This is a genomic window from Tahibacter sp. (assembly GCF_032229445.1).
In the GTDB taxonomy this organism is placed as follows: Bacteria; Pseudomonadota; Gammaproteobacteria; order Xanthomonadales; family Rhodanobacteraceae; genus Tahibacter.
In genome coordinates this window covers 35,925-62,818 of record NZ_JAVTWC010000006.1, presented here as the reverse complement: position 1 = coordinate 62,818, position 26,894 = coordinate 35,925, and the positions used below count along the sequence as shown (strand labels likewise).

General features: G+C 67.7%; 25 protein-coding genes and 1 tRNA gene. 18 read left to right on the top strand and 8 right to left on the bottom strand.

The genetic code is table 11. The features are described from left to right. Positions 1-4 precede the first annotated feature (4 nt). The 15 genes from kynU to RUU78_RS01405 all read left to right on the top strand — a co-directional run bounded on the left by kynU (position 5) and on the right by RUU78_RS01405 (position 15,164). Entirely contained in the window at positions 5-1,285 is a 1,281-nt protein-coding gene (gene kynU, locus RUU78_RS01475) for a kynureninase (protein WP_313912948.1), read from the top strand. A 127-nt stretch (positions 1,286-1,412) separates the two neighbouring features. Beyond that, positions 1,413-2,474, top strand: coding sequence for a hypothetical protein (locus RUU78_RS01470; RefSeq protein ID WP_313912946.1), 1,062 nt, complete (start codon positions 1,413-1,415; stop codon positions 2,472-2,474). Positions 2,475-2,505: 31 nt separating this feature from the next. After that, complete coding sequence (locus RUU78_RS01465) at positions 2,506-3,930, top strand: NAD(P)/FAD-dependent oxidoreductase (RefSeq protein ID WP_313912944.1); 1,425 nt, start codon at positions 2,506-2,508, stop codon at positions 3,928-3,930. Further along, entirely contained in the window at positions 3,931-4,395 is a 465-nt protein-coding gene (locus RUU78_RS01460) for a DUF3293 domain-containing protein (RefSeq protein ID WP_313912941.1), read from the top strand. It begins immediately after the preceding gene. A gap of 104 nt (positions 4,396-4,499) precedes the next feature. Then, positions 4,500-5,066, top strand: coding sequence for an ECF-type sigma factor (locus tag RUU78_RS01455; protein ID WP_313912939.1), 567 nt, complete (start codon positions 4,500-4,502; stop codon positions 5,064-5,066). Continuing rightward, entirely contained in the window at positions 5,063-7,969 is a 2,907-nt protein-coding gene (locus RUU78_RS01450; protein WP_313912938.1) for a serine/threonine-protein kinase, read from the top strand. Before RUU78_RS01455 ends, RUU78_RS01450 begins: the two co-directional genes overlap by 4 nt. 87 nt (positions 7,970-8,056) lie before the next feature. After that, on the top strand, positions 8,057-8,719 hold the full coding sequence (ccmA, locus tag RUU78_RS01445; protein ID WP_313912936.1) for a cytochrome c biogenesis heme-transporting ATPase CcmA: 663 nt from the start codon (positions 8,057-8,059) through the stop codon (positions 8,717-8,719). After that, entirely contained in the window at positions 8,716-9,399 is a 684-nt protein-coding gene (gene ccmB / locus RUU78_RS01440) for a heme exporter protein CcmB (protein WP_313912934.1), read from the top strand. The genes ccmA and ccmB overlap by 4 nt, the downstream gene beginning before the upstream one ends. 43 nt (positions 9,400-9,442) lie before the next feature. After that, the gene (locus RUU78_RS01435; RefSeq protein WP_313912932.1) at positions 9,443-10,198 is read left to right on the top strand and encodes a heme ABC transporter permease; all 756 of its coding nucleotides are present in this window, start codon (positions 9,443-9,445) and stop codon (positions 10,196-10,198) included. Continuing rightward, positions 10,195-10,371: a heme exporter protein CcmD gene (ccmD, locus tag RUU78_RS01430; protein ID WP_313912930.1), complete on the top strand. Its 177-nt coding sequence runs from the start codon at positions 10,195-10,197 to the stop codon at positions 10,369-10,371. The genes RUU78_RS01435 and ccmD overlap by 4 nt, the downstream gene beginning before the upstream one ends. Further along, entirely contained in the window at positions 10,368-10,829 is a 462-nt protein-coding gene (gene ccmE, locus RUU78_RS01425; protein WP_313912929.1) for a cytochrome c maturation protein CcmE, read from the top strand. The genes ccmD and ccmE overlap by 4 nt, the downstream gene beginning before the upstream one ends. A gap of 105 nt (positions 10,830-10,934) precedes the next feature. Beyond that, entirely contained in the window at positions 10,935-12,914 is a 1,980-nt protein-coding gene (locus tag RUU78_RS01420; protein WP_313912927.1) for a heme lyase CcmF/NrfE family subunit, read from the top strand. Continuing rightward, positions 12,914-13,468 (top strand): DsbE family thiol:disulfide interchange protein, encoded by a 555-nt coding sequence (locus RUU78_RS01415; RefSeq protein ID WP_313912926.1) that lies wholly within the window; start codon positions 12,914-12,916, stop codon positions 13,466-13,468. The genes RUU78_RS01420 and RUU78_RS01415 overlap by 1 nt, the downstream gene beginning before the upstream one ends. A gap of 11 nt (positions 13,469-13,479) precedes the next feature. After that, a complete protein-coding gene (locus RUU78_RS01410) occupies positions 13,480-13,932 on the top strand; it encodes a cytochrome c-type biogenesis protein (protein WP_313912924.1) in 453 nt (150 codons plus the stop codon). After that, positions 13,929-15,164, top strand: a complete 1,236-nt coding sequence (locus RUU78_RS01405) for a cytochrome C biogenesis protein (RefSeq protein ID WP_313912922.1) — start codon at positions 13,929-13,931, stop codon at positions 15,162-15,164. The genes RUU78_RS01410 and RUU78_RS01405 overlap by 4 nt, the downstream gene beginning before the upstream one ends. A 254-nt stretch (positions 15,165-15,418) precedes the next feature. On the opposite strand, the gene RUU78_RS01400 is transcribed toward RUU78_RS01405, so the two are convergent. The 6 genes from RUU78_RS01400 to RUU78_RS01375 form a co-directional block, all read right to left on the bottom strand. Beyond that, positions 15,419-16,057, bottom strand: coding sequence for a response regulator transcription factor (locus RUU78_RS01400; protein WP_313912920.1), 639 nt, complete (start codon positions 16,055-16,057; stop codon positions 15,419-15,421). Beyond that, positions 16,054-16,830 carry a sensor histidine kinase gene (locus RUU78_RS01395; protein ID WP_313912918.1) on the bottom strand — a complete coding sequence of 259 codons (777 nt, stop codon included), beginning with the start codon at positions 16,828-16,830 and terminating at the stop codon, positions 16,054-16,056. Before RUU78_RS01395 ends, RUU78_RS01400 begins: the two co-directional genes overlap by 4 nt. After that, on the bottom strand, positions 16,820-20,176 hold the full coding sequence (locus RUU78_RS01390; RefSeq protein WP_313912917.1) for a protein kinase: 3,357 nt from the start codon (positions 20,174-20,176) through the stop codon (positions 16,820-16,822). The genes RUU78_RS01395 and RUU78_RS01390 overlap by 11 nt, the downstream gene beginning before the upstream one ends. Positions 20,177-20,224: 48 nt before the next feature. Next, a complete protein-coding gene (locus RUU78_RS01385; protein ID WP_313912915.1) occupies positions 20,225-21,118 on the bottom strand; it encodes an FHA domain-containing protein in 894 nt (297 codons plus the stop codon). A 15-nt stretch (positions 21,119-21,133) separates the two neighbouring features. Beyond that, positions 21,134-22,033, bottom strand: a complete 900-nt coding sequence (locus tag RUU78_RS01380; protein ID WP_313912913.1) for a DUF6689 family protein — start codon at positions 22,031-22,033, stop codon at positions 21,134-21,136. A 183-nt stretch (positions 22,034-22,216) separates the two neighbouring features. After that, positions 22,217-22,837 (bottom strand): methyltransferase domain-containing protein, encoded by a 621-nt coding sequence (locus RUU78_RS01375; RefSeq protein ID WP_313912911.1) that lies wholly within the window; start codon positions 22,835-22,837, stop codon positions 22,217-22,219. A 163-nt stretch (positions 22,838-23,000) separates the two neighbouring features. Between RUU78_RS01375 and RUU78_RS01370 the strand changes: the two genes are divergently transcribed. The 3 genes from RUU78_RS01370 (at position 23,001) to RUU78_RS01360 (ending at position 24,923) form a co-directional block, all read left to right on the top strand. Continuing rightward, positions 23,001-24,101: a homoserine O-acetyltransferase gene (locus RUU78_RS01370; protein WP_313912910.1), complete on the top strand. Its 1,101-nt coding sequence runs from the start codon at positions 23,001-23,003 to the stop codon at positions 24,099-24,101. A gap of 30 nt (positions 24,102-24,131) precedes the next feature. Further along, the gene (locus tag RUU78_RS01365) at positions 24,132-24,710 is read left to right on the top strand and encodes a cysteine dioxygenase family protein (protein WP_313912906.1); all 579 of its coding nucleotides are present in this window, start codon (positions 24,132-24,134) and stop codon (positions 24,708-24,710) included. A gap of 126 nt (positions 24,711-24,836) precedes the next feature. Continuing rightward, positions 24,837-24,923, top strand: a tRNA-Leu gene (locus RUU78_RS01360). 119 nt (positions 24,924-25,042) lie between these two features. On the opposite strand, the gene RUU78_RS01355 is transcribed toward RUU78_RS01360, so the two are convergent. Both RUU78_RS01355 and RUU78_RS01350 read right to left on the bottom strand, forming a co-directional pair. Next, a complete protein-coding gene (locus tag RUU78_RS01355) occupies positions 25,043-25,699 on the bottom strand; it encodes a hemolysin III family protein (RefSeq protein ID WP_313913039.1) in 657 nt (218 codons plus the stop codon). Between the two features lie 29 nt (positions 25,700-25,728). Beyond that, positions 25,729-26,889: an acyl-CoA desaturase gene (locus RUU78_RS01350; RefSeq protein ID WP_313912904.1), complete on the bottom strand. Its 1,161-nt coding sequence runs from the start codon at positions 26,887-26,889 to the stop codon at positions 25,729-25,731. Positions 26,890-26,894: the final 5 nt, after the last annotated feature.

Sequence of the window (26,894 nt, the reverse complement as noted above, 5' to 3'; positions counted from 1 at the left end):
GTCGATGAGCGATTCGCTGGAATTCCAGACCGGCCTGGCCTGGGCCCAGGCGCGCGACCGCGCCGATCCGCTGGCCGCGTTTCGCGGTGAGTTCTGCATTCCGCCGCACGATACCGGCGAGCAGATCTACCTGTGCGGCAATTCGCTCGGGCTCATGCCGCGCGCGACGCGCCAGGCGCTGGCCGACGAACTGGACGACTGGAGCGCGCTCGCCGTCGAAGCGCACTTCCGCGGCAAGAATCCGTGGATGCCGTATCACCGCCTCGTTCGCGAGCATCTGGCCGGACTCGTCGGCGCGCTACCGTCCGAAGTCGTCGCGATGAATTCGCTGAGCGCGAACCTGCACCTGATGATGGTCAGCTTCTATCGGCCGACGGCGCAGCGCGGCGCGATCCTGCTGGAAAAGCGCGCGTTTCCGTCGGACCGCTACGCGCTGGAGTCGCAGGTGCGCTTTCACGGTCTGGATCCGGCGCAGGCGCTGATCGAACTCGATGGCGATGAGGCCAACGGCACGATCTCGCTCGATGCCATCGCACAGGCGCTCGAGCGCGACGGCGAGCGGATTGCGCTCGTGCTGCTGCCCGGCGTGCAGTATCTGACCGGCCAGGTGTTCGACCTCAAGGCGATCACGCGGCTGGCACACGCGAAAGGTTGCACGGTCGGCTTCGACCTGGCCCACGCGGTCGGCAACGTACCGGTGGATCTGCACGACAGCGGCTGCGACTTCGCGGTCTGGTGTCACTACAAGTACGTCAATTCCGGACCTGGCGCGGTCGCCGGCTGCTTCGTGCACGAACGCCACGCGCACAGCGAGCAGCGCCCACGCTTCGCCGGCTGGTGGGGCCATGACCAGGCCACGCGCTTTCAGATGGGGCCGGAATTCCGCCCCACGCCCGGTGCCGATGGCTGGCAGCTGTCCAATCCGCCGATCCTCGCGCTCGCGCCGCTGCGCGTCTCGCTGGAGATCTTCGATCGCGCCGGCATCGCGCGACTGCGCGAGAAGTCGCTGGCCTTGACGGCTTATCTCGCCTGGCTCATCGAACGCGAAGTGCCGCAGCTGCTCGACGTCCTCACGCCGGCCGAACCGCAGCGCCGCGGCAGCCAGCTGAGCCTGCGCGTGAAGGGACCCCGTGATGCGGGCCGGCAGTTGTTCGAACACCTGGCCGGACGCGGCATCGTCGGCGACTGGCGCGAACCCGACGTGATCCGCGTCGCGCCGACGGCGCTGTACAACCGCTTCGAGGATGCGGCGCGCTTCGTCGAGGCGGTCGCGAGATGGCAGTAGCAAGGCGATACCGGTAGCTGCGTGAGCCAGCGGTCGCATGCGCAGGGGCAATCGGCGACGGCGCGTCACCGCCGATCATGCCGACGTCCTGACCGGCGGGCTTTAACCAACCGGCGAGAGATATTTGATGACTGCCACGTTCGTGCCCTCTTCGCCGCGCTCGCATGCGTTCGTCGGCGCCGTGCTCGGCTTGTTGATAGGTCTGAGCCTGCTGATCTGCGTGGTTCTCCTCGACCTTGCGGCGAGCGACGTGCTTGAACTTGTCGACACCACGAACGACGCGCGGACGCGCGTTCAACGCGTGGGGCTGCCGTCGTTGCTCGCGGCCGGATGGCCATGGTTGTACGGAGGGCTGGCCGTCGCACTGCTCACTGCTGGCGGCACAATGGCCGGACTGCTCGTGCACTGGAGCCACCTGGATGCCGATCACTTCGTCGGCGCCAGCCTGCGTCGCGCGTCGCGCGCGCTCACTGCCTCATGGCCGGTCACGATCACGCTGGTCCTTCCCGCCGCAATGCTGAGCGTGATGCATGCTCGGTCGGGGTCCGATGTGCTACTGGCTTTGCTTGTCTACACGGAACTGCTGGCGCTGCTCCTGATGCTGAGCTTCTACTCGCCGCGTAACACGCGGGACAACAGTGGCGTGCGCTGGTGGCTGCCGCAATGGCCAGGATGGCGACGCTTCCTGATAGCACTGCTCATGATGACGGCTACGACTGGTATCCAACTGGCCATTTCGGGCCACCTGGATGAGCTGCCGCCGGCCTTCGAGATCACGCTCGAGCTGGTCTTCCTTGCGCTGCAGGGGATGCTGGGGCTGATGGCGGCATCCGTTCTTCTTCTCGGCCAACTGCCTTGGTCCTTGCTGCTGGGACGCCGGATGCTGGGCGCCTGGTATGTCAGTGGCATCGTGATCGTCGCGCTACTCACGCCATTCGTATTTCCGATGGTCGCGCATAATGTGTTTTCCGTCTTCCTGCAGCCGCAGATAGATTCCTCTATCGCTGCCGGCGCCGATCTGCAGCGAGCGCAGCAGATCGGCTGGTTATTGCGCCATGTTGGCCAGGCAACAGGAACGATAGCGATCTGTCTGTTCGTTCCGCTCTGGGGACTAACCGGAGCGCGACTGGTAATACTGTGTCGGGGGGAAGAATCCAATTTCCGGTTGAACCGATCGGTGCAGACGTAGAAACTGCGAAATCCTATTCGTGTAGAAGTCCATGCCCTTGCCCGCTTCCCGCGACATCACCCTGATCGGCGCCGGCCTGGTCGGCGCCTTGCTCGCGACCTTGCTCGCGCAGCGCGGCTTTCGCGTCACGGTATTCGAACGCCGCCCCGATCCGCGCGTGCATGGTTTTCTCGGCGGCCGCTCGATCAATCTCGCGCTGGCCGAGCGCGGCTGGCACGGACTGCGCGTCGCGGGCCTTACCGACGCCATTGCGCCGATCGCCGTGATGATGCGCGGCCGCAGGATCCACGACGCGGCCGGCAACACCCAACTGCAGCGCTACGGCCGCGACGATTCGGAAGTCATCTGGTCGGTCAGCCGCGGCCAGCTCAACTGCACCTTGCTGACGGCCGCCCAAAAGGCCGGCGCGACGATCCATTTCGGCCAGCGGCTGGAGCAGATCGACTGGACTGGCTCGCGCCTGCAACTGCACGACGATCGCGACGGCTGCGTGCGCTGGCACGACGCGGGCGTGCTGCTCGGCACCGACGGCGCGGGTTCCGCGCTGCGCCAGGCGATGCAGGCGACGACGGATCTCGGCGAGCGCCTGGATTCGCTGGGCCATGGCTACAAGGAACTGGAGATACCACCGCTGCAACAGTTGCCCGACGCGGCGCTGACGCCGGCGCTGCGCGAGGCCAAGGCACGCGGCGAAGGTTTCGCGATGGATCCCAACGCGCTGCATATCTGGCCCCGCGGCAACTACATGTGCATCGCGCTACCCAACGCCGAGGGCAGCTTTACGGTGACGCTGTTCCTGCCAGGCACGCCGATCAACGACGGCCCCGCCTTCTCCACGCTGGATACGCGCGAGGCGGTGCAGGCCTTCTTCGCGCGCGACTTCGCCGATGCCGTGCCGCTGATGCCGGACTATCTCGACGATTTCACGCGCAATCCGACCGGCCTGCTCGCCACGCTGTATCTGGAGCGCTGGCACCTCGACGGCCGCGCACTGCTGCTCGGCGACGCGGCGCATGCGATCGTGCCGTTCCACGGCCAGGGCATGAACTGTGGTTTCGAGGACGCGGTTGAACTGGCCGACCTGCTCGCCACTGATCGCGGCGACACGGCCGACGTGTTCGCCGAGTTCCAGCGCCGGCGCAAGCCCAACAGCGACGCGATCGCGGCGATGGCGCTGGACAACTACGTCGAGATGCGCGACCGCGTCGACGATCCGGAATACCTGCTGATGCGCGAACTCGAACGCGTGCTCGCCGCGCGCCATCCGCAACGCTATCTGCCGCGCTATTCCATCGTCACGTTTACGCGCCTGCCGTATGCGTTCGCGCGCACGCGCGGCGAACAGCAGGCGCAGCTGCTGCGCGAACTCGTGCGTGGCAAGGCTTCGCTGGGCGAGATCGACCTTGCCGCGGCAGACGCCGCGGTCGCCGCGCTCGCACCGCTGCCCGCGCACTAGGTGGACCGCGTAGCGCTGGTACAGGCCTACCGTGACTGCCATTTCGAGGTGCGGCGCGTGCAGGGTGGCGCGCGCGACACGCTGCGCATCGGCGAACCACTGCCCGCCGCCGTCGCCGCCTGGCTGGTCGATGCGCCGCTGTGCGCCTTCATCACCGCGTACAACCCGCGCTCGACGGTGCAACCGGCCGACTGCAACCGCCGCGCACAACGCGAACTGCTGCGCCAACTGCAGCAGCATGGCGCGCGCTGGCGACCCGGCGTCGGGCGCATACCGGGCCAGCCCTGGCGCGAACCGTCGCTGCTAGTCGCCGGCGTGAACCTCGACGTGATCGACGCGCTCGCGTGGCGCCATTCACAGAATGCGATCGTGCTGGTGCACAGAAACGCGGCGGCGCAACTGCGACTCTACGGCGCAGAGTGGGCAGCGCTCGCCGATGCCACGACGGTGATCGTCGCGCGCTGACAGCCCTTCATGCACGCGTGTATTTGCCGTCCGGCCTTACTGCTGCATTGACGCGTCTACCGTACCACTCGCACAGTTCCCGCCGAATTCCCCGGATAGCTCTTATGCACGACGACGTCACCGCCCTGCTCGCCGCGTCCAGTCGCGGCGAAAGCGCTGCCCAGGACCGCCTGTTCACCCTGCTCTATGACGAGTTACGCCAGTGCGCGCGCTACCAGCTGCGCGGCAATGCGGCGATGACCCTGTCGACGACGGCGCTGGTCAACGAGACCTATCTCAAGCTCGCCGCGGCCAGCCAGCTCAGCACGACGAGCCGGCAGCATTTCATGGCGCTGGCGGCGCGCGCAATGCGCCAGGTGATGGTCGACCACGCGCGGCGCGTGCAGGCCGACAAGCGCGGCGGCGGCGCGATAATGGTCACGCTCGACGACGCGCTGCCCGAAAACCCCAGTGACGCGGTCGACGTGCTGGCGCTCGACCAGGCACTTACGACGCTGGAGCAGATCGACGAGCGCGCCGCCCGCGTCGTGCAGCTGCATTTCTTCGGCGGTCTCGCGTTTCCCGAGGTCGCCGAACTCGAGGGCCTGACCGTGCGCACCGTGATGCGCGACTGGCAGGCCGCACGCGCGCTGCTGGCCGCGGAAATGACGCCGGCGCCTTCACGTCCATGAGCGGCGAGGACAGCCTGACACGCAAGCGCCGCGCCTTCGCGCTGTTGCGCGAGGCACTGGAACTCGAACCGGCGCAACGGGACGAGTTCGCCGAAGCCCAGTCCAGCGGCGATCCGACACTGCTCGCGCTGCTGCGACAGCTGCTGGCCGCGGAATCCGCGCCGCACCTGCTCGATGCCGGCGCCGGCAGCATGGCCGAGCGGCTGGCTGGCGAAGCCGACGATGAACTCGCGACCGGTACCCGGGTCGGTGGCTGGACCATCCAGCGCACCCTCGGCCGCGGTGGTATGGGCGCCGTGTTCCTCGCCGTACGTGACGGCGACGGCTACGTGCAGCAGGGTGCGCTGAAATGGATCAAGCGCGGTATGGACTCCGGCGAGATCCTCGCGCGCTTCCGCCGCGAACGGCGCATCCTCGCGCAACTGCAGCATCCGCAGATCGCGCGCCTGCTCGACGGCGGCGTCAGCGAAGCGGGACAGCCCTGGTTTGTCATGGAATACGTCGCCGGCGTGAGCCTGAACGAATGGGCCGCCGGAGCGCGCGTCACGCTGACCCAGCGCCTGGACCTGTTCGTGCGGCTGACGGAGGCGGTCGCCTACGCCCATGGCCAGCTCGTCGTGCATCGCGATCTCAAGCCGGGCAACGTGCTCGTCGATGCGAGCGGGCAGCCGCACCTGCTCGATTTCGGCGTAGCCAAGGTGCTGGAGGAAGACGAGGGCGGCGCGCAGACGCAAACCGGTGCGCGCTTCATGAGCCGCGCCTATGCGGCGCCGGAACAGGTCCGCGGCGAACACGTCGGCACCGCTGTCGACGTCTATGCACTCGGCGTGCTGCTGTTCGAACTGCTCAGCGGCGCGCGCTTCCACGACAACCCGGCCGCGCAGGCCGGCGCGCCGAGCGACCGCCTGAGCAATGCGGCCGCGGCCGCCAGCGGCGGGGTGGCGCCGCGCCAGCTGCGCGGCGACCTCGGCATCATTGTCGCGCGCGCGACCAACACCGATCAGGCACGCCGCTACGTGACCGCGCAGGCCCTGGCCGACGACGTGCGTCGCTATCTGCGCGGCGCGCCGATCCTCGCGCGTCGTGACAGCGGCTGGTACCGCCTGAAACGCTACGTCGCGCGCCACCGCATCGCCTCGGCAGCACTGCTGCTGGCCCTGCTCGCGATCTTCGCCGGAAGCGCGCTGGCCCTGTCGCAGGCGCGCCGCGCCGCGCGCGAAGCCGAACTCGCACAGGCCGCACAGCGCTTCCTGACCGGCGTTTTCGACGCCTCCGCGCCCGATGCCGCCACCGGCGCACGCATCACCGCGCGCGAACTGCTCGACCAGGGTGTCGCGCGTATCGACCAGGAGCTGGCCGGCCAACCCGCACTGCAGGCACAGATGCGCCAGACGCTAGGCACGCTCTACCGCCAGCTCGGCCAGTTCGACCAGGCCGCCACGCTGCTCACGAGCGCGCGCGTGGGCTTCCTCGCCCAGGACGACAAAGATCGCATTGTTGACAATGCCGTTGAGCTTGCGCGCACCCACCGCGAACGCGCCGAGTTCACCGAGGCGCTGGCACTGATCGACGAAGCGGAAAAGACCGCGAGCGATCCGGCCCGCCGCGCCGTCCTGCTCGCCGAACGCGCGCTGGTGAACGATCGCCAGGGCCGCTTCGCCGAAGGCCTGCAGGCCATCCAGGCGGCCGCGGCGCTGAGCGCGGGACTCGGCCAGGCCGGCGTGACCGAACAGGCGCGCGACCGTCATATCGAAGCGCTGCTGCTGAGTCGCGTGGCCCGCTACGACGATGCCGACGCCGCGTTCCGCGATGCGATCACGCGCGCCGAACGTGTGTTCGGGCCCGAACATTCCCAGGTCGCCGAAGTGCGCAACGACTACGCCACCATGCTGGTCGACCGCCAGCGCAGCGCGGATGCGGAACGCGAACTGCGCATCGCGCTCGACATTCGCCGCAAGCGCTTCGGCCCGCGGCATGCCGCGGTTGGCGAAAGCCTGCAGATACTGGGCATCACGCTGCGCCAGCAGGGGCGAATCGACGAATGCGCCGCCGCGCTGGACGAGGCCCTCGCAATCCAGCGCGAGTCGCTCGGACCGCGGCATCCCAACATCGCGTCGACACTCAATTCGCTCGCGACGCTGGCAATGTCGCGGCAGGATTTCGGTCGCATGGTGGATCTGCTGACCGAAGCGCGCGGTATCTTCGAGGAGAACCATCTGCTCGACTCGGCGCAGGGCCTGACCATCCAGAGCAATCTCGGCGTTGGCCTGACCCGGCTGGAGCGCTTCGACGAAGCCGAACCGCTGCTGCGTGCGGCGCTCGCGCGCCACCGCGCCAACGTCGGTAACATGCACCCGCTCGTGATGTCGAGCCTCAACGGCCTGAGCCAGCTGCAGCGCCGCCGCGGCAACGGCGCCGAGGCCGAAGCGCTCGCGGCCGAAGGCGTGGCCATTGCCGACAAGCTCCTGGCCGAGAGCCGCGACAACGCAGCCATGCGCCAGAGCCTGGCCGCAGCGCAGCTCATCAACGGCCATGAGGCTGCCGCGCGCGAGAATTACCGCATCACCATGGCCGCGCTTGAAAAGCTGGACGCGCGCAAGGACCTGCGCTACGCCGCGGCGCTGCTCGGTCAGGCGCGCGCCGCACTGGCGCTGGGCGAGCCGGCCGCGGCCGGGCAACTGGCCCGCCGGGTCATCGACGGCGGCGCTGAGGTCGGCGCCGGCAGCGCCGGGCCACGCGCGCTGGCCTGGGCCATCGTCGCCGCGGCGGCGCAGGCACAGGGACAACCGGCGCAGGTCCGGGCCGCACAGACCCAAGCCGAGTCCCTGCTGCCCGAATGGACCAATCCCGATCCCGAAGTCCTGCGCCAGATTCAGACCTATCTTCGTACCGCGGCGCGCTGACGCGCCGGCGGTTCGGCGCGCGCCGCATGCGGCGCAATGCCACGGCCGATGGCAAGCGCCTGCGCACGCGGTTAGGATGGCGCCCGCATGAATTCCCCGATTCCCCACGAGGCACCGCCGCTGCTCCAGGCGCGCGGGCTGGCCTATCTGCGCAACGACGAGCCCATCTTCGGCCCGTTGAGCTTCCGCCTTCACGCCGGCGACGTCGTGCTCATGGAAGGCGACAACGGCAGCGGCAAGACGACGCTGCTCAAGGTGCTGTCCGGCCTGCTCGAGCCCAGCGCCGGCGCGGTGCTGCTCAACGGCGAACCGCTGACGCTGGCGCGGCTGTCGCATCAGGTCTCGCTGCTCGGTCACCTGCTCGGCATCAAAGGGGATTTGTCCCCTTTGCAAAATCTGCGCTTCGCGATCGGGCTCGGCGGACTGCGTCCCGGCATCACGCCGCATCAGGCGCTCAAGAGCGTCGGCCTGGAAGGCTACGAGGACGTGCCGCTACGCCAGCTGTCCGCCGGGCAGAAGAAGCGCGTGGCACTGGCGCGGCTGCTTCTCGTGCCGGCGGCACTGTGGCTGCTCGACGAGCCGTATGCCAACCTCGATCGCGAAGGCATCGCGCTCGTCAACCGCCTGCTCGAACTGCATGCGCTGCGCGGCGGCGCGGCACTGATCACCTCGCACGGCGCTTATGCCTACACCTCGGGCACGCCACGCCGCATCGACCTGCGCGACACCGTGGCCGAGGAATGCGCATGAGCTACGGCAGCAGCGCTTCCGCCTGCCGCGCCCTGCTCGTGCGCGACTTCAGCCTGGTCTGGCGCCGCCGCGGCGACGCGCTGAACCCGGTGCTGTTCGCGGTCATGGTCGTGATGCTGTTTCCGTTCGCGCTCGGCCCCGAGGCTGCGGTGCTCGCGCGCATCTCCGCCGGCACTGTACTCGTCGCGCTGCTGCTGGCCGGCCTGCTGTCGCTCGACGCGCTGTTCCGTTCGGACCTCGAGGACGGCTCGCTAGAGCAACTGGTCCTGTCGCCGCATCCGCTGCCGCTGCTGCTGGCCTGCAAGATCCTCGTGCACTGGCTGACCACGGCGCTGCCGCTGATCGTCGCGGCGCCGGTGCTTGGCGAACTGCTCTACCTGCCACGCGACGTGCTGCCCGTGCTGATGGCGGCGCTGGCCCTTTCCACGCCGTTGCTGAGCCTGATCGGCGCAGTCTGCGTGGCGCTGACGGTCGGCATGCGTCGCTCTGGTATGCTCTTGGCGCTGTTGGTGCTGCCCTTGTATGTGCCGGTGCTGATCTTCGCCGCCGGCGCCTGCAATGCGGCGCAACAGGGTTTGCCCGTCCTGGCGCCGTTGTTGTGGCTCGGCGCGGCCCTGGCGCTGGCCCTCGTGCTGGCGCCTCTGGCCTGCGCCGCAGCACTGCGGATTTCGCTGAGCTGACGGCGATGGCGCGTCGACGGCACGACCTTTTGTCTACGAATCCATGAATCCACTCCTGCTCTGGTTCCACAAATTAGGCTCGCCGCCGTATTTCTACCGGTTTGCCGGCCGCCTGCTGCCGTGGCTGTGGGGCCTGGCCCTGATCGGCCTCGTCGCGGGCCTGTACGGCGGACTCGTGCTGGCGCCGGCGGACTACCAGCAGAGCGACGCGTTCCGCATCATCTACGTGCATGTGCCCAGCGCCTGGATGAGCATGTTCATCTACGCGTTCATGGCCGCGAACGGTTTCGTCGCGCTGGTCTGGCGCATCAAGCTGTCGGAAACGCTGGCCATGGCCGCGGCGCCGATCGGCGCTGCGTTCACCGCGATCTGCCTGGCCACCGGCTCGATCTGGGGCAAGCCGATGTGGGGTACCTGGTGGACCTGGGACGCGCGCCTGACCTCCGAACTCGTACTGTTGTTTCTCTATCTCGGCGTGATCGGCCTGTACCACGCCATCGAAGACCGCCGTCAGGCGTCGCGCGCCGCCGCGTTCCTCGCCCTGATCGGCATCGTCAACCTGCCGATCGTGCATTTCTCGGTCAAGTGGTGGAACACCCTGCACCAGGGCTCGACCGTGAAGCTGTTCGGTCCCTCACTGATCGACGGACGCATGCTCTGGCCGCTGCTGATCATGGCGCTCGCAACCAAGTTCCTGTTCGCCGCAAGCCTGCTGTCGCGCGCGCGCGTCGATCTCCTGGAACTGGAAGCCGGCAAGGACTGGGCTCGACAGGTCGCGCTGAGCGGGGAGCGCGCATGAGCGAGTTCTTCCACATGGGCGGCTACGGCAGCTATGTCTGGAGCGCGATGGCCATCTTCATCGGCGTACTCGCGCTCGACGCCGTTGCCCCGCTGATCAAGCGCCGCCGCGTGCTGCGCGAATTGCGCGCCCGCGTGCGACGGGCGCAGAAACGCAACGAGGAATCCGTATGAACCCGACCCGCAAACGCCGCCTCGTCGTGATCTCGCTGATCCTCGGCGCCGTCGGCGTCGCCGCGACGCTGACCGTGTTCGCGCTGCAGCAGAACATCACGTACCTGCACACGCCGGTCGAAGTGCTTGCCGGCAAGGTGCCGGCGGATGCGCGCTTCCGCCTCGGCGGCATGGTCAAGGCCGGCTCGATCCAGCGCGCCGGGGATTCGCTCAGGACCGGCTTCACCGTCACCGACGGCGATGCGGACATGGCGGTGGAATACACCGGCATCCTGCCCGATCTGTTCCGCGAGAAGCAGTCGGTGATCGCAACCGGCAGAATGGAGAACGGCCGCTTCGTCGCGAGCGAGGTGCTGGCCAAACACGACGAGAACTACGTGCCGCGCGACGTCGCCGAAGCGATGGCCAACGCGCACAAGAAGCACGATGTACCGGAAAGCAAACCCAGGGCGCAGTAGCTGCTCCGCTCACGCTCCATCGATGTAACCCTCTCGATTTCCCCTACGCAGAACCGCCGCCGCGAGCCCGCTCGCGACGGCACCCACGGAGCCGCCGCCACCGCCATGCTGCCTGAACTCGGCCAATTCGCCCTGATCCTCGCCCTGCTGCTGGCTCTGGTGCAGACCGCGCTCCCGCTGGTCGGCGCCTGGCGCAACAACGCGGCACTGATCGCGACGGCGCGCCCCGCCGCCGCGGGCCAGGCGGTCTTCGTCGCGATCGCATTCGCGCTGCTGACGGTCGCCTTTGTCGATCAGGATTTCTCGGTCGCCTACGTGGCGCAGAATTCCAACGCCGCATTGCCGTGGTACTACCGTTTCTCCGCCGTCTGGGGCGCGCACGAAGGCTCGCTGGTGTTGTGGATACTGATCCTCAACGTGTGGACCGTTGCGGTCGCGGCGTTCAGCCGGCGCCTGCCCGATGTGTTCATGGCACGCGTGCTCGGTGTGCTCGGATTCGTGAGCCTGGGCTTCCTGCTGTTCACGCTGCTGACGTCGAACCCGTTCCTGCGCCACGTGCCGGCGCTGGCCGACGGCAACGATCTCAATCCGCTGCTGCAGGACTTCGGCCTCATCGTGCATCCGCCGATGCTCTACATGGGCTATGTCGGTTTCTCGGTCGCCTTCGCGTTCGCCATCGCTGCACTGCTCGGCGGCGCGCTCGACGTGGCCTGGGTGCGCTGGGCGCGCCCGTGGACCAATGTCGCCTGGGCCTTCCTGACGCTCGGCATCGCGCTGGGTTCGTGGTGGGCCTATTACGAACTCGGCTGGGGCGGCTGGTGGTTCTGGGATCCGGTCGAGAACGCGTCGTTCATGCCCTGGCTCGTCGGTACCGCGCTGATCCACTCGCAGGCGGTCACGGAAAAGCGCGGCTCGTTCCGCGCCTGGACGCTGCTGCTTGCGATCGCCGCGTTCTCGCTGTCGCTGCTGGGCACCTTCCTCGTGCGCTCGGGCGTGCTGACCTCGGTGCATTCGTTCGCGAGCGATCCGCAGCGCGGCCTGTTCGTGCTGGCCTTTCTGGTCATCGTGGTCGGCGGCTCGCTGGTGATCTACGCGCTGCGCGCACCGAAGGTCGCCGGCGGCGAACCGTTCGCCGGGGTGAGTCGCGACACGCTGTTGCTGATCAACAATCTGCTGTTTTCGATCGCTGCGCTGATGGTGTTGCTCGGAACGCTGTTCCCGCTGCTCGGCGAAGCGCTCGATGCGGGCCGCATCTCGGTCGGACCACCGTATTTCGGCTTCATGTTTGCGCTGCTGATGGCGCCGGTCGTGCTGCTGCTGCCGTTCGGGCCGTTCCTGAAATGGCGCCAGGCCGATCTCGGTGCCGTGCTGCGTTCGCTGCTGCCGGCGCTGACGGTTGCGCTGCTTGCCGCGGCGCTGGCCTGGCTGCTGGTCGGCGGCCTGCCGTTCAAGGCGGTCGCCGGCGTGGGGCTGGGACTTTGGGTCGGCATCGGCATCATGCTGTACGCGCTGTCGCGCTGGCGCCATGCGCCGCCGGGACGCCGCTTCACGCCCGAGATGATGGGCATGATCTGCGCGCACTTCGGTGTCGGCGTGTTCGTCGCGGGCGTGCTCTTGACCGAGTCCACCGGTATCGAGCGCGATCTGCGCTTCGCACCCGGCGAGAGCGTGCACATCGGCGCCTACGATTTCCGCTTCGACGGCGCGCGTCATGCGCAGGGGCCGAACTACGAAGCCGATGCCGGCACCGTCGTGGTCAGCCGCGACGGTACGACGCTGGCCACGCTGGTGCCACAGAAGCGGCGCTATCTGCGCGGCCAGGTGCAGACCGAGTCGGCGATCGACCCGGGTTTCACGCGGGACATCTACGTCGCGCTCGGCGAACCGGTCGGCAGCGATGGCGCGTGGTCGATCCGCGTCTACGTCAAGCCCTTCATACGCTGGATCTGGCTCGGTGCGCTGCTGATGATGCTCGGCGGTTTCATCGCCGCGGCCGACCGACGCTTCCGCAGCCTGGCCCTGTCGCGCGATGCGCAGCCGACACCTCCACCGGCGCCAGCCGCAGTCACGGAGGCACACGCCTGATGGCACGCCTGCTTCCGCTGCTCGCCTTCATCCTGCTCGTCGCCCTGCTCGGTTTCGGCCTGCGCTGGAACATGAAGCACGACCAGCGCGAGGTGCCGTCGCCGCTGATCGGCAAGGCCGCGCCGGCCTTCTCGCTGCCGGTGCTCAATCAGGAAACGCGCCAGTTCGGCAGCGAAGACCTCAAGGGCAAGCCGTATCTGCTCAACGTCTTCGGCAGCTGGTGCCCGACCTGCGTGGACGAGCATCCGGTGCTGGTGCGCTATGCGAAACAACTCGACCTGCCGCTGATCGGCTACAACTGGAAAGACGATCCGGCCGATGCGACGGCATGGCTCGCGCGCTTCGGCAATCCCTACGATGTCATCGTCGCGGACACGGTCGGCCGCACCGCGATCGACTTCGGCGTCTACGGCGCGCCGGAAACCTTTCTCGTCGACGCCGACGGCATGATCCGGCTCAAGCGTATCGGCGCGCTGACACCGGAGTATGTTGAAAAACAGCTCAAACCCGCCATTGCCGCATTGCGCCCCGGCGCGGGGAGCGCAGCGAAATGAGCCGGCTTGTCATGCGTATCGTCCGTGCCGCCCGTGTCGCCGTGCTTTGCCTGCTGCTGCCGCTCGCCGCACACGCGGTGCAGCCGCTGGACTTCAAGGACGGCGCCGAGGAGAAGCGCTTCCAGGCGCTGACCCGCGAGCTGCGCTGCCTGGTCTGCCAGAACCAGAACCTGGCCGATTCCGACGCCGGGCTCGCCGGCGACCTGCGCCGCGAAGTGTTCGACCAGATGCGCACCGGCAAGACCGATGAGCAGATCAAGCAGTACCTGGTCGCGCGCTATTCGAAGTTCGTGCTGTACGACCCGCCGCTGAGTGGCTCTACCTGGCTGCTGTGGTTCGGACCGCTGCTCGCGCTGCTGCTGGGCGCCGGTGTCGTGACCATCATCGTGCGCCGGCGCGCCGCGTCGCTCGCCAACCAGACGCCGGCCGCTGCGGCCGCGTCGCGTGAGGAGGAAGACTGGTGACTATCGCTTTCGTGCTGCTGGCCGGACTGATGCTGCTGGGCGCACTCGCCTTCGTGCTGCCGCCGCTGCTGCGCCACGGCCGCACGGGCGCGCCGCCCGCGGCGCGGCGCCGCGCGCTCGACGATGCGCTGGCCGCCGGCGTGATCACCGCCGAGGAGCATCTGGCCAAGCTCGCCGCGCTGGAGCAGCAGGTATCCGTCAAAGGGACTGCGCCGCGTACGCGCAGCGCATTCAACAGCGCGCTGGGCACCTTGCTGCTGCTGCCGGCGCTGGCCATCGGACTGTATCTGCACCTGGGCAACGTAAGGGCAATGGACCCGGCCGCGACGGCCGCCGCCGCTGCCGCCAGCGGCACGCCGGGACCCGACATGGACGCGGCAGTCAAGGGCCTCGTCGACAAGCTCGCCAAGAATCCCGACGACATCGAAGGGTGGATGCTGCTGGGCCGCGCCTACAAGTCGATGGAGCGGTTTCCGGAAGCGCGCGACGCGCTGAAGAACGCCTACGACCGCGCCAAGGACAATCCTGACGTACAGGTCGACTATGCCGAGGCACTGGCGCTGTCGGGCGAAGGACGCCGGATTGACGGACGCGCACGCGAACTGCTGGATGCGGCGATCAAGACGGATCCCAACCACCAGCGCGCCCTGTGGCTGCTCGGCATCGCCGACTACCAGCAGCAGAACTACGCGGCGGCCGCCGCGCGCTGGGAGCAGCTGCGCGCGTTGATGCCACCGGAATCCGACGCGCGCGGCTCGCTCGACCGCCAGATCGCCGATGCGCGCCAGCGCGGCGGCCTCGATGCGTCTGCGCCGACCACGCCGCCGTCGCCAGTGCCGGCTGCGCCCGCCGCCGCTACGGCAGGCGATCCCGCCGCATCCGCAGGACCGCAACTCACCGTTGAGGTTTCGCTGGACCCGACGCTGCGCGACAAGGTCCCCGCCAGCGCGAGCGTATTCGTGTTCGCGCGCGCCGCGAACGGTCCGCCGATGCCACTGGCGGTACAGCGCCTGACCATGGCCGACCTCCCGGCCAAGGTCGTGCTGACCGAAGCCATGAGCATGATGCCGACGATGAAGCTGTCGCAGTTTCCGCAGGTCGTCGTCGGTGCGCGCATTTCTGCAAGCGGCAATGCCAAGGCGCAGAGCGGCGATCTGCAGAAGCTGTCGGCGCCGCTGGACGTCGCGAGCAAGACACCGGTCGTTCTCGTCATCGACCAGGTCGTGCCCTGACAGCGACCCGCTCTGTCGCCGAATGCAGCCGGGACAACCGGAAAACGGTTCCCGACCGGCAAATCGCTTTATGCCGGATGGAGGTGGCGGTGGATGGTGCCTCGGCTTCGAAGACGATGACTGGCCGTGGCGCGGCCTGTTCGACGGGTGCGCACGCGCCGCCTCACCGCCAGAATCCCAGGTTCCCGGTCAACCGCGGCGTGAAAGCTTCCTGGAAACCCGGGAGCTCGAGGTGACGGCCACGCCGTATCGACTCAATCGATCAGATGATGGCGCGCCGCATAGCGCACGAGTTCGGCGGCGTTGCGCACATCGAGCTTGGCGAACACGCGCTGGCGGTGGTTTTCCGCGGTCTTGATGCCGATGTCCAGGCGCAACGCGATTTCCTTTGTCGTCAGACCGTCGACGATCAGATGGAACACCTCCCGTTCGCGCGGCGAAAGATCGCGGTACGGATCGGTCGGTATCGGACGCGCCTGCTGCACCTGCAAGGCCATCGCGCGCGTTGCGTGCGCGCCGAAATGCAGGCCGCCGCCGCCGAGGCTGCGCACGGCTTCGATCAGCTCGGCCATGGCCGCGTCCTTGCGCAGATAGCCGGAGGCCCCGGCGCGCAGCATATGCAGCACGTACTCCTCTTCCTGGTGCATCGTCAGCACGAGGATGCGCATCTGCGGCAACTCCACCCGCAGCCGGCGCACGACTTCGATACCGTTGAGGCGCGGCATGGAAATGTCGATGATCGCGATATCGGGCTGCAGACGCAGGCAGTGTTCGATCGCGTCGATGCCGTCCTTCGCCTGGCCGACGACGAGGCATTCGCCGCTGGCATCCAGGGCGGCCACCAGGGTCTCGCGCACGATGGTGTGATCGTCGGCAACCAGCACGCGGATCATGGTTCGCTCCTGGCGGTCTTGCGTAGGGGCAGCTCGATGCAGATGTTGAAACCTTTACCGGCTACAGAGTGTAAATCCAACTTGCCATCGAACAAGTCGACCCGGTCGCGCATGCCGCCCAGGCCACTGCCCTGACTATCGCGCCCGGCGGCCAGCGCCGCCGCAATATCGCAGCCACGGCCGTCGTCGCGGATATCCATGCGCAGCGACTGGGCGCGGGGACGGATCTCGATGCCGATGGCGATGCGACGTGCTCCAGAGTGGCGCAGCGCGTTCGACAGCGCTTCCTGGGTGACGCGGAACAGCAAAGTGGAAATCTCATCGTCCAGTGCCGGCATTTCCGCCGGCAGCGACAGGTCGACCTGCACCCCGTCGACGCTGCGCGCAAGCCAGCGCAGCGCGGCTTCCAGGCCCAGGTCGTCGAGGATCTGCGGCCGCAGGAGGCGCGACAGCGAACGCGTATCGTCGAGCGTCGTCTGCACGAGTTCGCGCGCGCGGCGCAGGCCGTCCCGCCCCTCACCAGCGGATTGCGGCAGCTGCGCCGTAATCGTATCCAGCTGGCGCATCAGGGCGACCAGGTTCTGGCCGACGCCGTCGTGCAGTTCGCGCGCGATGCGCCGGCGCGCTTCTTCCTCGATGCGCCACACCGACCGTGCGAGGTGCCGCGTACGGCGCTGGTCCTGCTGCAGTTGTGTCAGCAGTGCCGCGTGCTGACGCATCAGCTCGTCGATGCGTCGGTTCAGCGCCTGCACCGCGGGCGAATCAGCTTCCATCGGCGGGTCCGGCGGCACTGTCATGCCGGGACAGCAACTGGGAAAAGCCGTCGCGCAGCGCGGCGGGCGCGGCATCGAGCAACTGCGCCCGTGCGCGTTCGGCCGCGCGTCGCGCCGCGTCGGCCTCGGCGTTCTGGCCCGCACGCCGCAACAGGTCGGCGCCGAGTTCATGGAGGCGCGCCTCGCCGTGCCAGCGGCCGAGCTGGCGCAGCAGATTCTGCGCCTCGCGATAGCGTGCGATGGCCGCGGTGGCGTCGCCATCCAGGCCGCGCTGCAGTTCGAGCGCGATTACGGCCAGCCGCAACGGCGCCTGGCCGCGCCGCGCACTATCGGCTACGAGTTCTGCGATCAGCGCATGGGTGGCTTGCGACGCTGCGCGCAACCCGCGCTGGGCGCGTTCGATTCGGATTTCGAGCAGCAGCGTGGCGTTGTTCGCCTCGCCGGCGACGCGCTCGGCGGCAGCCAGATCATTGCCGGCGGCCGCGGTCGCGCCGCCGGACAACAGGGCCAGACGCGACCGGGTCAGCAGAAACTGGGCGTGCTGTTCCGGACTCAGCTCTGCCTCTACGATGGTCTGCAGCACGCTTCGCGCGCCGACCACGTCACCGAGGAACACCGCGGTGCGCGCAAGCAGCAGGCGTGCTTCGGCAAGTCCGCGGCGGTCGCTACGTCGCTCGAAGCCGCTGGCGCCGGCCGTGGCCGCGGCCAGCGCGTCGGCGGAGCGGCCCTGCGCGAGCGCCAGTTCGCCGCGATAGACCTGGGCGACGTCGATCTCCTCGGGCAGTTGCAGGTCCTGCGCTTCGCGCAGCGAAGCGTCCAGACGCTGACCCGCGTCGGCATAGTGGCCGCGGCTGAGTTCGAGCAGACCCATGCTCTGTATCACCTGCAAAGCTCCCTCGCGATCGTCGATCTGCTGGTAGGACGCCAGCGCCTGCTGCCAGTACACGGCCGCGTTGTCCGTTTCGCCGCGCTGAAAATAGCAGAATGCGACGTTGTTTAAACTTTGCGCCAGCAAAGTGGGCTGGTTGAGCTGCTGGCGCACGGCCAGCGCTTCGCGGAATGCGGCCAGGGCGGCGCGGAAATCGCCGCGCTCTTCGGCCACGACGCCGCGATCGTTGTGCAGGTCGGCCATGCTGGCGCGGTCGCCGAGCGTCTCCAGTACACCGCGCGCCTGATCGAGGCTGGCCTCGGCCGCCGCGCGTTCGCCGCGTATGGCCTGGACGATGGCAAGATTACGCAGGCTCGTAGCCTGGCCGCGCCCATCGCCGGCGCGCGCGCGCATGTCCGCGGCGCGGGTGTACTGCTCCACCGCCGCGTCGAGCTGGCCCAGGCGCTCATAGCCGACGCCCAGCGCGTTGCGCGCCTCGGCCTCGGACCGGCTGTCACCGGCACGCGTCCATAGCACCAGCGCGCGCAGCAGGTAGTCGTCGACGGCGCGGCGCGCCTGGCCCTGCTGTATCGCGATGCGACCGAGCAGGAACCATGCGCGCGCGTCCTGGCTGTCATCCTCGACCAGCGCTTCGAGCAACTGCAGCGCGCGCTCGCCCTGGCCGCCATCGGCGTAGGCCCGCGCCGTGTCCTGGATCAATTCCGCATCGTGCGCGTAGACAGTCAGAGCCTGTTCGAACAGCCTGGCGCGAGCGCCGGCATTCTCCAACGACCGCGCCAAGGCGAGCTGCCCCGGCAGGTCCATCGCCTTGGCCTGGGCCTGGCGTATCTGTTCGCGCGTCGCCTCCGCCGACACCTCCTGGTGTGCGTCGAGCTGCGCCTGCAGCAAGCTGCCCTGCAGCAACGCACTGGCGGCCAGGTCCGCAAGCGGCAGCGCCTGCAGGCTTTCGGCCGCGGCGGCGGGCTTTTGCGCATCCAGCGCGAGCAAGGCTTTGCCGTACGACTCGACTGCGTTGTCGGGCAGCGCCGGCGCCGGAGCGGAACTCAGGCCGGCGAACTGGTGCCGGTAGTCGGCGAACACGGTCGCCGCATCGACGCCGCGAGCCTGCAGCGGCGGTGTCGCGGCGCCGCCCGCGGCGCGATCGCGTTGCAGCGTCAGCACTAGCCCGTCGGCGCTGCGGCGCAGATCGCCACGCAACCACTCGCCGGTACCCGCTGCCTGGGCCACCTCCGGGAGGCGCCGCAACAGCGCCTCGCCATCAAGATCGGGCGCAGCACGGGCAATTGCGCCGAGCACGCGCTCGCGCGTCGCCACGGCCTGACCGGCTTCGCCGCGCAGCCAGACGCGGGCGTGCTCCTCGATCGCGCGCGCGGTGGCGACGAGCGCCGCGTCAGCGGGGTCGACCTGCAGCGGCAACACAGCCACCCGCACCACGCTCGCAACGGCCGCTGATGGCGGCATGAGCAAAGCCGGCAACTGGCGCCGGCCAAGTTCGACCAGCCCGAGGGCGGCAACGGCGATCAGCACAGTCAGCAGCAAGGTGCGCCGGTTGCGTGGCGGCCGCGGCACGCGCTGCTGTTCCAGCGCGCGCAGCGCGTCGTCGGCAGTGGCGAAGCGGTGTGCCGGCGTGAGCCGTAGCAGGCGTTCATTGAAATCCTGCAGCCAGCGCGGCAGCCCCGGGCGCACCGTCGCGATCGACGGGGGCGGCCGCAACAGCCGGCGCATCACGGTTTCCGCGGGCGTGCCACCGGCGAACGGCAAGGTGCCGCTGAGTGCCTCATAGAGGATCAGTCCCACGGTATACAAATCACTGCGGCCGTCGACGACTTCGCCGCGTGCCTGCTCCGGCGACAGGTATTCGGGCGTGCCGATGATCAGACCGGTCTGGGTCACGCCGGTCGCGCCGAGGCTGCGGGCAATGCCGAAATCGCTGATGTAGGGTCTGTCGTTCTGGTCGAACAGGATGTTCGCCGGCTTGAGGTCGCGGTGCACCACACCGCACAGATGCGCCGCCGACAGCCCCGAGAGCAGCCCTCGCGCCAACGCGATCGCCGCATCGACCGGCAGCGGCCCGTTTCGCTCGAGACGACGCTCCAGCGACTCGCCGTTGATGTAGTCCATGCTGATGAGCCAGCGCTCGCCGTGCTGGGCGATGTCGTGGATACGCACGACGTGCGGACTGGACACCTGGCGGGCGAGCAGCAGTTCGTTGCGGAAGCGCTCGAAGGCTTCGGGCTTGCGTGCGAGTTCGGGCCGCAGCAGCTTGATGGCGACCTCGATGTCGAGCGACAGGTCGCGCGCGCGATAGACCACGCCCATACCGCCGATGCCCAGCAGTTGCTCGACGCGGAACCGTCCCGCCACCACCTCGCCGGTACGCAATTCGTGCGCGACGATCAGACCGGTCATCGTGGCCTGGGCGTCTACGCCGGGCAGTCCTGCCGCGAGGTCGCTCATGGGCCGACGATAGCGCAGAACCCCTGTTCCTGATCAACGCGTCGCGTATCAGCGCGGGCGCAGGTCGCTCCACAGCGGTGCCGCCAAGCCGACCTGACTGGCCGCGTCGCGCAGGTCGTCCACTGCGCCGCGCAGACGCGCGGCGGCCAGCGCCGCGCCGGCCTGCTGTGTGACGCCCTCGATGAGTTCCAGATCGAACTCCGTGAGCAGCGGACCGGGATTGCGGCTGTCGGCGTAGATCGCGCCGAGCAGCTCGGCTCCGAACTCGACGGGCACGCATACCAGCGCGCGTATGCCGCCGAGCACGACACTCGGGCGCGCACCGAGCCACGGTGAATCGGACGTGTCGCAGCAGATCACGCTGCGCCGATCGGCCAGGCAGCGTTCCAGTGACCCGGCGCTGCCGGCGAACGCGCGTCGGGCGAGATCCTCGTTGCGCAGGCCCTGCACGGCGCGGACGCGCAGATCGGCGACGTTCGCGCCGTAGAGCATGAAGCCACGCTCGAGCTGGGAAAGTTCCAGCACTGCATCCAGCGCGTGACGCAGCAGCGGCTCGACACCGTTGACCTGGTGCAGCTGCTGCGAAAGCGCGCGCGAGGTAGTGAGCCGGACGTCGGCGAAGGCAGCCGCATCGCGCGCCGTCTGCGCGCTGAGCGGTTCCAGCCAGCAATACACGTCCCCGATCGCAAACCAGCTCGGTGAATTCAGGCTGGCTTCGGAGACGAGACGCCCGTCGACGCGCAGGCCGTTCTTGCTGCCGAGATCGGTCAGGCGCCAGCCGCCGTCGGCACTGAAGATCTCCGCATGCACGCGCGACACCGAGCCATGGTCAAGCTGCAATTCACAGGCCTCCGCGCGCCCGACGCTATAGCGCTGGGTGTCGTCGAGCACCCGCACGACGACCGCGCGATCCGGGGGGTAGGCATTGAAGCGCGCCGGCATGAGCCCCCGACTGCCTCAGGGACCGCCGTTGAGGCGGACCAGGCTAAAGCGCAGCGAACGCGCCAGACCATCAAGATCACCCGCGTCGTTGACCAGGTCGCGCTGCGAACGCCATACATTCTGGATGCCGGTGCCGGCTTCCTCGTCGACACGCAAGATGAACAGATCGATCTGCACGATGGCCGCCGCGTAGTTGAGCGACAGCAGCGCCAGCTGCACGTTGGTCAGCAGGCCACCGAGTTCCAGCTGCAGGAGGTTGCTCACTATCGCGCCCACGAGACGAAGCTCGAGGTCCACGAGCTTGCCCAGCGCCAGGACCGGAAGACCGAGCACCGTTTCCGGGCGTGTGTCCTTGACCAGCAGGAACTGCGAGAAGCCTCCGCTGCGTCCGCGACCGCGCACGCTGCCGTTGGTCACATCGGCCGTGATATCGAAGAACGCGCCGTTCAGCGGCGCCTTGAACACGCGATACGGCGTGCCCGGCACGTAGATGAGCTCATGGGTATGAATTTCCATGTCGTAGGCGTTGACAAAACGCAGGTTTCCGTCGCCGGTTTCGTTGAGCTGCATGCCGGAGGCGAAGATGCGATCGATCGTGACCGGCTCCACCGTGATCAATATCGGGAAGGCCGGATCGACTACGGTACCTCCGGGCAAACGTCCGACCAGATTGGGGTCGGACGGACTGACGACCTGGGCCGTCAGGTTCAGGCTTTGCGCGGTCAGGTTGACCGGCGAATCGAAGGTGATCGTGACTTCGCCGTCGTAGGTGTGGATACCGCTGACCAGGCTGATGTCGGCATGCGCGACGTTGCCGTTGACGGTGACGATGACCTGGGCCTGGGCTGCAGGCAAGGTCAGGAGCCCGACCAGCGCGAACGTGGCGAGCAGGAACAGAGCAAATCGGGAAGACACGGGTCTAGGCGCTGGTTTGTTCATTGGTCGCCCTGCGTCCCTGGCCTGCCGCACAGTTGCTGCGGTCGTGCGTCACAATCTATCGGTGCGCGACATCGTTGAACAGCGAAAAGCGGTGGAGAACGTTTGCAACACAGGCACTTGAGCGATATTTCCAGTTTTTCCTGAGGAGTTTCCCGGGTATCACCCGGTCGCCGACCTGAATGCCGAGTCCGCTTGCACACGCCACAGCAGATGACCCGACGCGCGGTACTTGGATTCGAACGGCGAAATGGGCTGCGGCTCGTTCGAGCAATCGACCTGCCAGGGTACGTTGGCCAGCTGCAATGCCCGACACCACTCATCGGCGTAGGTTTTCCAGTTGGTACGCAACTCCAGTCGCCCGCCGCACGCCAGCAAGGCCGGCAGCACCGGATGCCCCGGCCAGCGCCGCTGTACATGTTCGGGCTTGGGCCACGGATTCGGATACAGCAGGTACTGCGCCGCGAACCGCCAGTCCGCAGCGGCAGCGAGCAGCCAGAAGTCCACTACATCGCAACGCAGCAGCAACGCATTCGGAGGCGCATCGGCCGCGCCGAGCGCACGCTGTCCCGACTGCAACCGATGCGCGGATTTGTCCACGCCGATGACCAGTGCGTCGGGATGCCGTCGCGCCAGGCACAACGTGCTCGCGCCGGTGCCGCAGCCCGCGTCGAGCACGCGCGGCCGTGCGTCGTGTTCGAGTGCTGCGGCGAGAGCCGCAAACTGCGCCCGCGCCCGCTCGCCGACCGGCCGACGGAACGGATGCTCCAGGTGACGCCGCACGATGGCATCCAGGCGCCCATGCACCCCGTCCTGGCGGCTGTCGACTAGTCGGGAGTTGGCGAACATCGATAGACGAAAACGCTGTGTGACAAGCCTTGGATTGGCCGGGGCATGAGTTTACATTCCCTGCCTCCGCGCATCGCCGCAGCCTGACCACGCCACCATGGGCGACGCCCGCCGTTATTTCGACCTGCCGACGCCCTTCGCGATGAAGCGCGGCGGCCAGCTGCACCACGCCCGCCTCGCCTACGAAACCTGGGGTGAACTCAGCCCCGCGAAAGACAACGCGCTGCTGATCTTCACCGGACTTTCGCCGAGCGCGCATGCGGCATCGAGTCCGGACGACCCCAGTCCTGGCTGGTGGGAAGACATGCTCGGCCCGGGCAAGTACATCGATACGCAGCGCTGGTTCGTGATCTGCGTGAACACGCTGGGCAGTTGCAAGGGCTCCACCGGCGCGGAGTCCATCGATCCGGCCACGGGCCAGCCCTACCGCCTAGAGTTCCCCGACCTGACCCTCGAGGACGCCGCCAACGCCGCCTACGAACTCGTGCGCGGCCTGGGCATCAGTCAACTGGCCTGCCTGCTCGGCAATTCGATGGGCGGCATGACCGCCCTGGCCTACCTCGCGCTGCATCCCGGCAGCGTGCGCAGCCACATCAGCATTTCCACCGCGCCGCAGGCGCAGCCGTTCGCCATCGCGATCCGCTCGCTGCAACGCGAGGCGATCCGCCTGGATCCACAATGGAACAACGGCCATTATTCCGAGGACAGCTATCCGGAAGCCGGCATGTCCATCGCGCGCAAGCTCGGCGTGATCACGTATCGCTCGGCCATGGAATGGGTCGGCCGCTTCGCCCGCATCCGGCTCGACTCCGAGCAGCGCGAGGAAGAGCCGTTCGCGGCGGAATTCCAGATCGAGTCCTACCTGATCGGCCACGCACGCCGCTTCGTGCGCAACTTTGACCCGAACAGCTATCTCTACCTGTCCCGCGCGAGCGACTGGTTCGACATTGGCGAGTACGGCCAGGGCGGCGTGGCCGACGCGCTCGCGCGCATCCACCTGGACCGCGCGCTGATCATCGGCGTGGATACGGACATCCTTTTTCCGCTGAGCCAGCAGCAGGAAATCGCCGACGGCCTGCGCGCCGGCGGAGCCACCGTCGAGTTCGTCGCGCTGGACAGCCCGCAGGGACACGACGCCTTCCTCGTCGACATTGCCCGTTTCGGCGCAGCCATCGCGCAGTTCCTGGCACAGCGGTAAGATTCCCGCGCTTTCGCTACGGACTCCCACATGCTCACCCTGCCCTTCCCTGGCGCCCAGCGCCTGGTCGATGCCCTTGATGCCGCGATCTGTCGCGACTGCCCCACCGAAATCACCGATCAGCTGCGCCATACGCTTTGCCGCCTGATCCGCGACCCCGAGGTCAAGCTGCCCGATTGCGTGTTCGAACCCGTCGGCGACCACTACGCGCGGCGCGAGCTCTACCGCAGCGAGGCACACGGCTACAGCGTCATCGCGATGACCTGGGGCCCTGGCCAGGGCACGCCGATCCATGACCACGCCGGCATGTGGTGCGTCGAAGGCGTCTGGTACGGCCTGCTCGAGATCACGCCGTACGAAATGACCGGCCAGGACGACAACCGCTACCGCTTCGAATCGCGCGGCACGATGATGGCCGGCGTCGGCTCCGCGGGCAGTCTTATACCGCCGCACGAGTACCACACGATCACGAATCCCAGCGACAACGACGTTGCCGTGTCGCTGCACATCTATCGCGGTGCGATGACCTGCTGCAGCGTGTTCCGCCCGTTGGAGAACACCTGGTACGAGCGCGACCAGCGCCAGCTGTCGCTCGACCACGCGCACTGAGCACAACACATGCAACCGCGGCGGCTCGCGCGGCCTGCGCAACGCCGCCGCTGCTCTTTCCTCGTCTGTGCTTTTCGCTATACTCGCGGCCCTACCCGCGCCGGCCTCATGCCGGCTCGCACCAGTGCCGGTGTGGCGGAATTGGTAGACGCGGCAGACTCAAAATCTGTTTCTGGCAACAGAGTGGGGGTTCGATTCCCTCCACCGGCACCATCAGCACGTCCGGCGGCATCCGCCAACGTCCTGAAACCCGCTTAGAGCCTCACTTCCCGCCCTTCTCACAGTCAACGTCCGCTGGTGTCCACTGACGTGTGCTCCATCGCCGAAAACGGCTAGATCGGCGGCGGCGATGCGGGCGACAGCACCTGCAGTGACACGGCGACGAAATGGCAGACGCTGCCGGCGATCACGAAGGCATGCCAGATCGCATGGGAATAGCGAATGCGCTGGTTCAGATAGAACAGGGTTCCGGCGGTGTAGGAAATACCACCCGCGAAGAGCCAACCCAGCGTCCAGGGATCGAGCTGCCGCAGCATCGGCCCGATAGCCGGTACCGACAACCAGCCCATCGCGATGTACATCAGTGTGGAGACGAGCTTGAAGCGGCCGGTGAAGAAAAGTTTGAACAGGATGCCGGCAAATGCCAGCGTCCATATCGCCGCGAACAAGGCCCACCCCATCGAGCCGCGCAGGCTGATCAGGGTGAACGGCGTATAGGTGCCGGCGATCAGCAAATAGATCGCGCAGTGGTCGAACACCTTCAGGCGCGCCTTTGCGCCGGTATGGCTGATCGCGTGATACAGCGTCGAGGCGACGTACAGCAGCACCAGGGCGACGCAGAACACGATGGCGCCTGCCAGTTGCCAGCCGTCCCCCCACAACGCTGTCAGCGTGATCAGGACAGCGCCCGCGCCCAGCGCGACGACCGCGCCGAGGCCATGCGTCAGGGCGTTGGCGATTTCCTCGCGAAGCGAATGCGCGTCGCTCATTGCCACCTCGTCGATCGTTGCGAGCGCAGTCATGCGGTACCGGAATGCGCGTTCGTCACTGGCGAACCAACGTCAGACCCGGACGGAGATTGCGCAGGACGGCTGGGAAACGCGTGCCGAAGGATACGCCAGATCACCTGTCCGAACTGACGTGGCAGCGAACCCGTGTTGTAGTGCTGGCCGTAACGGTCGCAGATTTCGCGCACCGGTCCGGACATTGCCGCGTAGCGATTGGCCGGCAGATCGGGAAAGAAGTGGTGCTCGATCTGGTGGCTCAGATTTCCCGACAGCAGGTTCAGCAATTTGCCGCCGGCCAGATTGGAGGAACCGCGCAGCTGACGCAGATACCACTGCCCGCGCGATTCGCCGACCACGGACGCCTTCGGAAAGGTTTCTGCGTCCGCAGTGAAATGGCCGCAGAAGATGATCGTATAGGTCCACAGGTTGCGCAGAACGTTGGCTACCACGTTGCCGAGCAGCACCGGCAGGAAGAACGGGCCGGCCAGGAGCGGGAACAGCACGTAGTCCTTTACCACCTGGCGTGCCATCTTGCGACCCACCGGGCGAAACTGCTCGCGCAGCGTCGCCGTGCTGACCTTCCCGGCAAACCAGCGGCCCAGCCGCAGTTCCTGGATCGCCACGCCCCATTCGAACAGGATCGCAAAGACCGCTGCGACCAGCGGCTGCAGCAGATAGAACGGCTTCCAGCGCTGCTCCGGGAACAAGCGGAGCAGACCATAGCCGATGTCGTCGTCCATGCCGCGTACGTTGGTCCATGTGTGATGCTGGAAATTGTGCGTCTTGCGCCAATTGTCGCCGGTACCGGCGATATCCCATTCGTAGGTCTTTCCGTCCAGGTGCGGGTCGCGCATCCAGTCGTACTGGCCGTGCATCACGTTGTGACCCAGCTCCATGTTCTCGAGAATCTTGGACAGGGCCAGCAGCAGCGTGCCCGCTATGCAGGCCGGCCAGAACAGGACAGGAAGGAAAGCGCCGCCGATGGCACCGACGAACAGCAGCGCGCGCCCGCCGAAACCGGTGTAGCGGACGGCCGCGACGATGGCGCGGATGTAGTCGGCGTCGCGCTGCCCGAGGGTCGCGACGGTAGTGGCGCGCAGCGCATCGAGTTCGGCGCCGAAGCGCTCGAGCTGTGCGAGGGTCAGCGGTCGATTGACGGGCTTGGCAGTCATGTGGT

Coding starts and splice junctions, on each gene's coding strand:
- kynU (WP_313912948.1), top strand. CDS start 5: ATGAGCGATTCGCTGGAATTCCAGACCGGCCTGGCCTGGGCCCAGGCG.
- RUU78_RS01470 (WP_313912946.1), top strand. CDS start 1,413: ATGACTGCCACGTTCGTGCCCTCTTCGCCGCGCTCGCATGCGTTCGTC.
- RUU78_RS01465 (WP_313912944.1), top strand. CDS start 2,506: ATGCCCTTGCCCGCTTCCCGCGACATCACCCTGATCGGCGCCGGCCTG.
- RUU78_RS01455 (WP_313912939.1), top strand. CDS start 4,500: ATGCACGACGACGTCACCGCCCTGCTCGCCGCGTCCAGTCGCGGCGAA.
- RUU78_RS01450 (WP_313912938.1), top strand. CDS start 5,063: ATGAGCGGCGAGGACAGCCTGACACGCAAGCGCCGCGCCTTCGCGCTG.
- ccmA (WP_313912936.1), top strand. CDS start 8,057: ATGAATTCCCCGATTCCCCACGAGGCACCGCCGCTGCTCCAGGCGCGC.
- ccmB (WP_313912934.1), top strand. CDS start 8,716: ATGAGCTACGGCAGCAGCGCTTCCGCCTGCCGCGCCCTGCTCGTGCGC.
- RUU78_RS01435 (WP_313912932.1), top strand. CDS start 9,443: ATGAATCCACTCCTGCTCTGGTTCCACAAATTAGGCTCGCCGCCGTAT.
- ccmD (WP_313912930.1), top strand. CDS start 10,195: ATGAGCGAGTTCTTCCACATGGGCGGCTACGGCAGCTATGTCTGGAGC.
- ccmE (WP_313912929.1), top strand. CDS start 10,368: ATGAACCCGACCCGCAAACGCCGCCTCGTCGTGATCTCGCTGATCCTC.
- RUU78_RS01420 (WP_313912927.1), top strand. CDS start 10,935: ATGCTGCCTGAACTCGGCCAATTCGCCCTGATCCTCGCCCTGCTGCTG.
- RUU78_RS01415 (WP_313912926.1), top strand. CDS start 12,914: ATGGCACGCCTGCTTCCGCTGCTCGCCTTCATCCTGCTCGTCGCCCTG.
- RUU78_RS01410 (WP_313912924.1), top strand. CDS start 13,480: ATGCGTATCGTCCGTGCCGCCCGTGTCGCCGTGCTTTGCCTGCTGCTG.
- RUU78_RS01400 (WP_313912920.1), bottom strand. CDS start 16,057: ATGATCCGCGTGCTGGTTGCCGACGATCACACCATCGTGCGCGAGACC.
- RUU78_RS01395 (WP_313912918.1), bottom strand. CDS start 16,830: ATGGAAGCTGATTCGCCCGCGGTGCAGGCGCTGAACCGACGCATCGAC.
- RUU78_RS01390 (WP_313912917.1), bottom strand. CDS start 20,176: ATGAGCGACCTCGCGGCAGGACTGCCCGGCGTAGACGCCCAGGCCACG.
- RUU78_RS01385 (WP_313912915.1), bottom strand. CDS start 21,118: ATGCCGGCGCGCTTCAATGCCTACCCCCCGGATCGCGCGGTCGTCGTG.
- RUU78_RS01370 (WP_313912910.1), top strand. CDS start 23,001: ATGGGCGACGCCCGCCGTTATTTCGACCTGCCGACGCCCTTCGCGATG.
- RUU78_RS01365 (WP_313912906.1), top strand. CDS start 24,132: ATGCTCACCCTGCCCTTCCCTGGCGCCCAGCGCCTGGTCGATGCCCTT.
- RUU78_RS01355 (WP_313913039.1), bottom strand. CDS start 25,699: ATGAGCGACGCGCATTCGCTTCGCGAGGAAATCGCCAACGCCCTGACG.
- RUU78_RS01350 (WP_313912904.1), bottom strand. CDS start 26,889: ATGACTGCCAAGCCCGTCAATCGACCGCTGACCCTCGCACAGCTCGAG.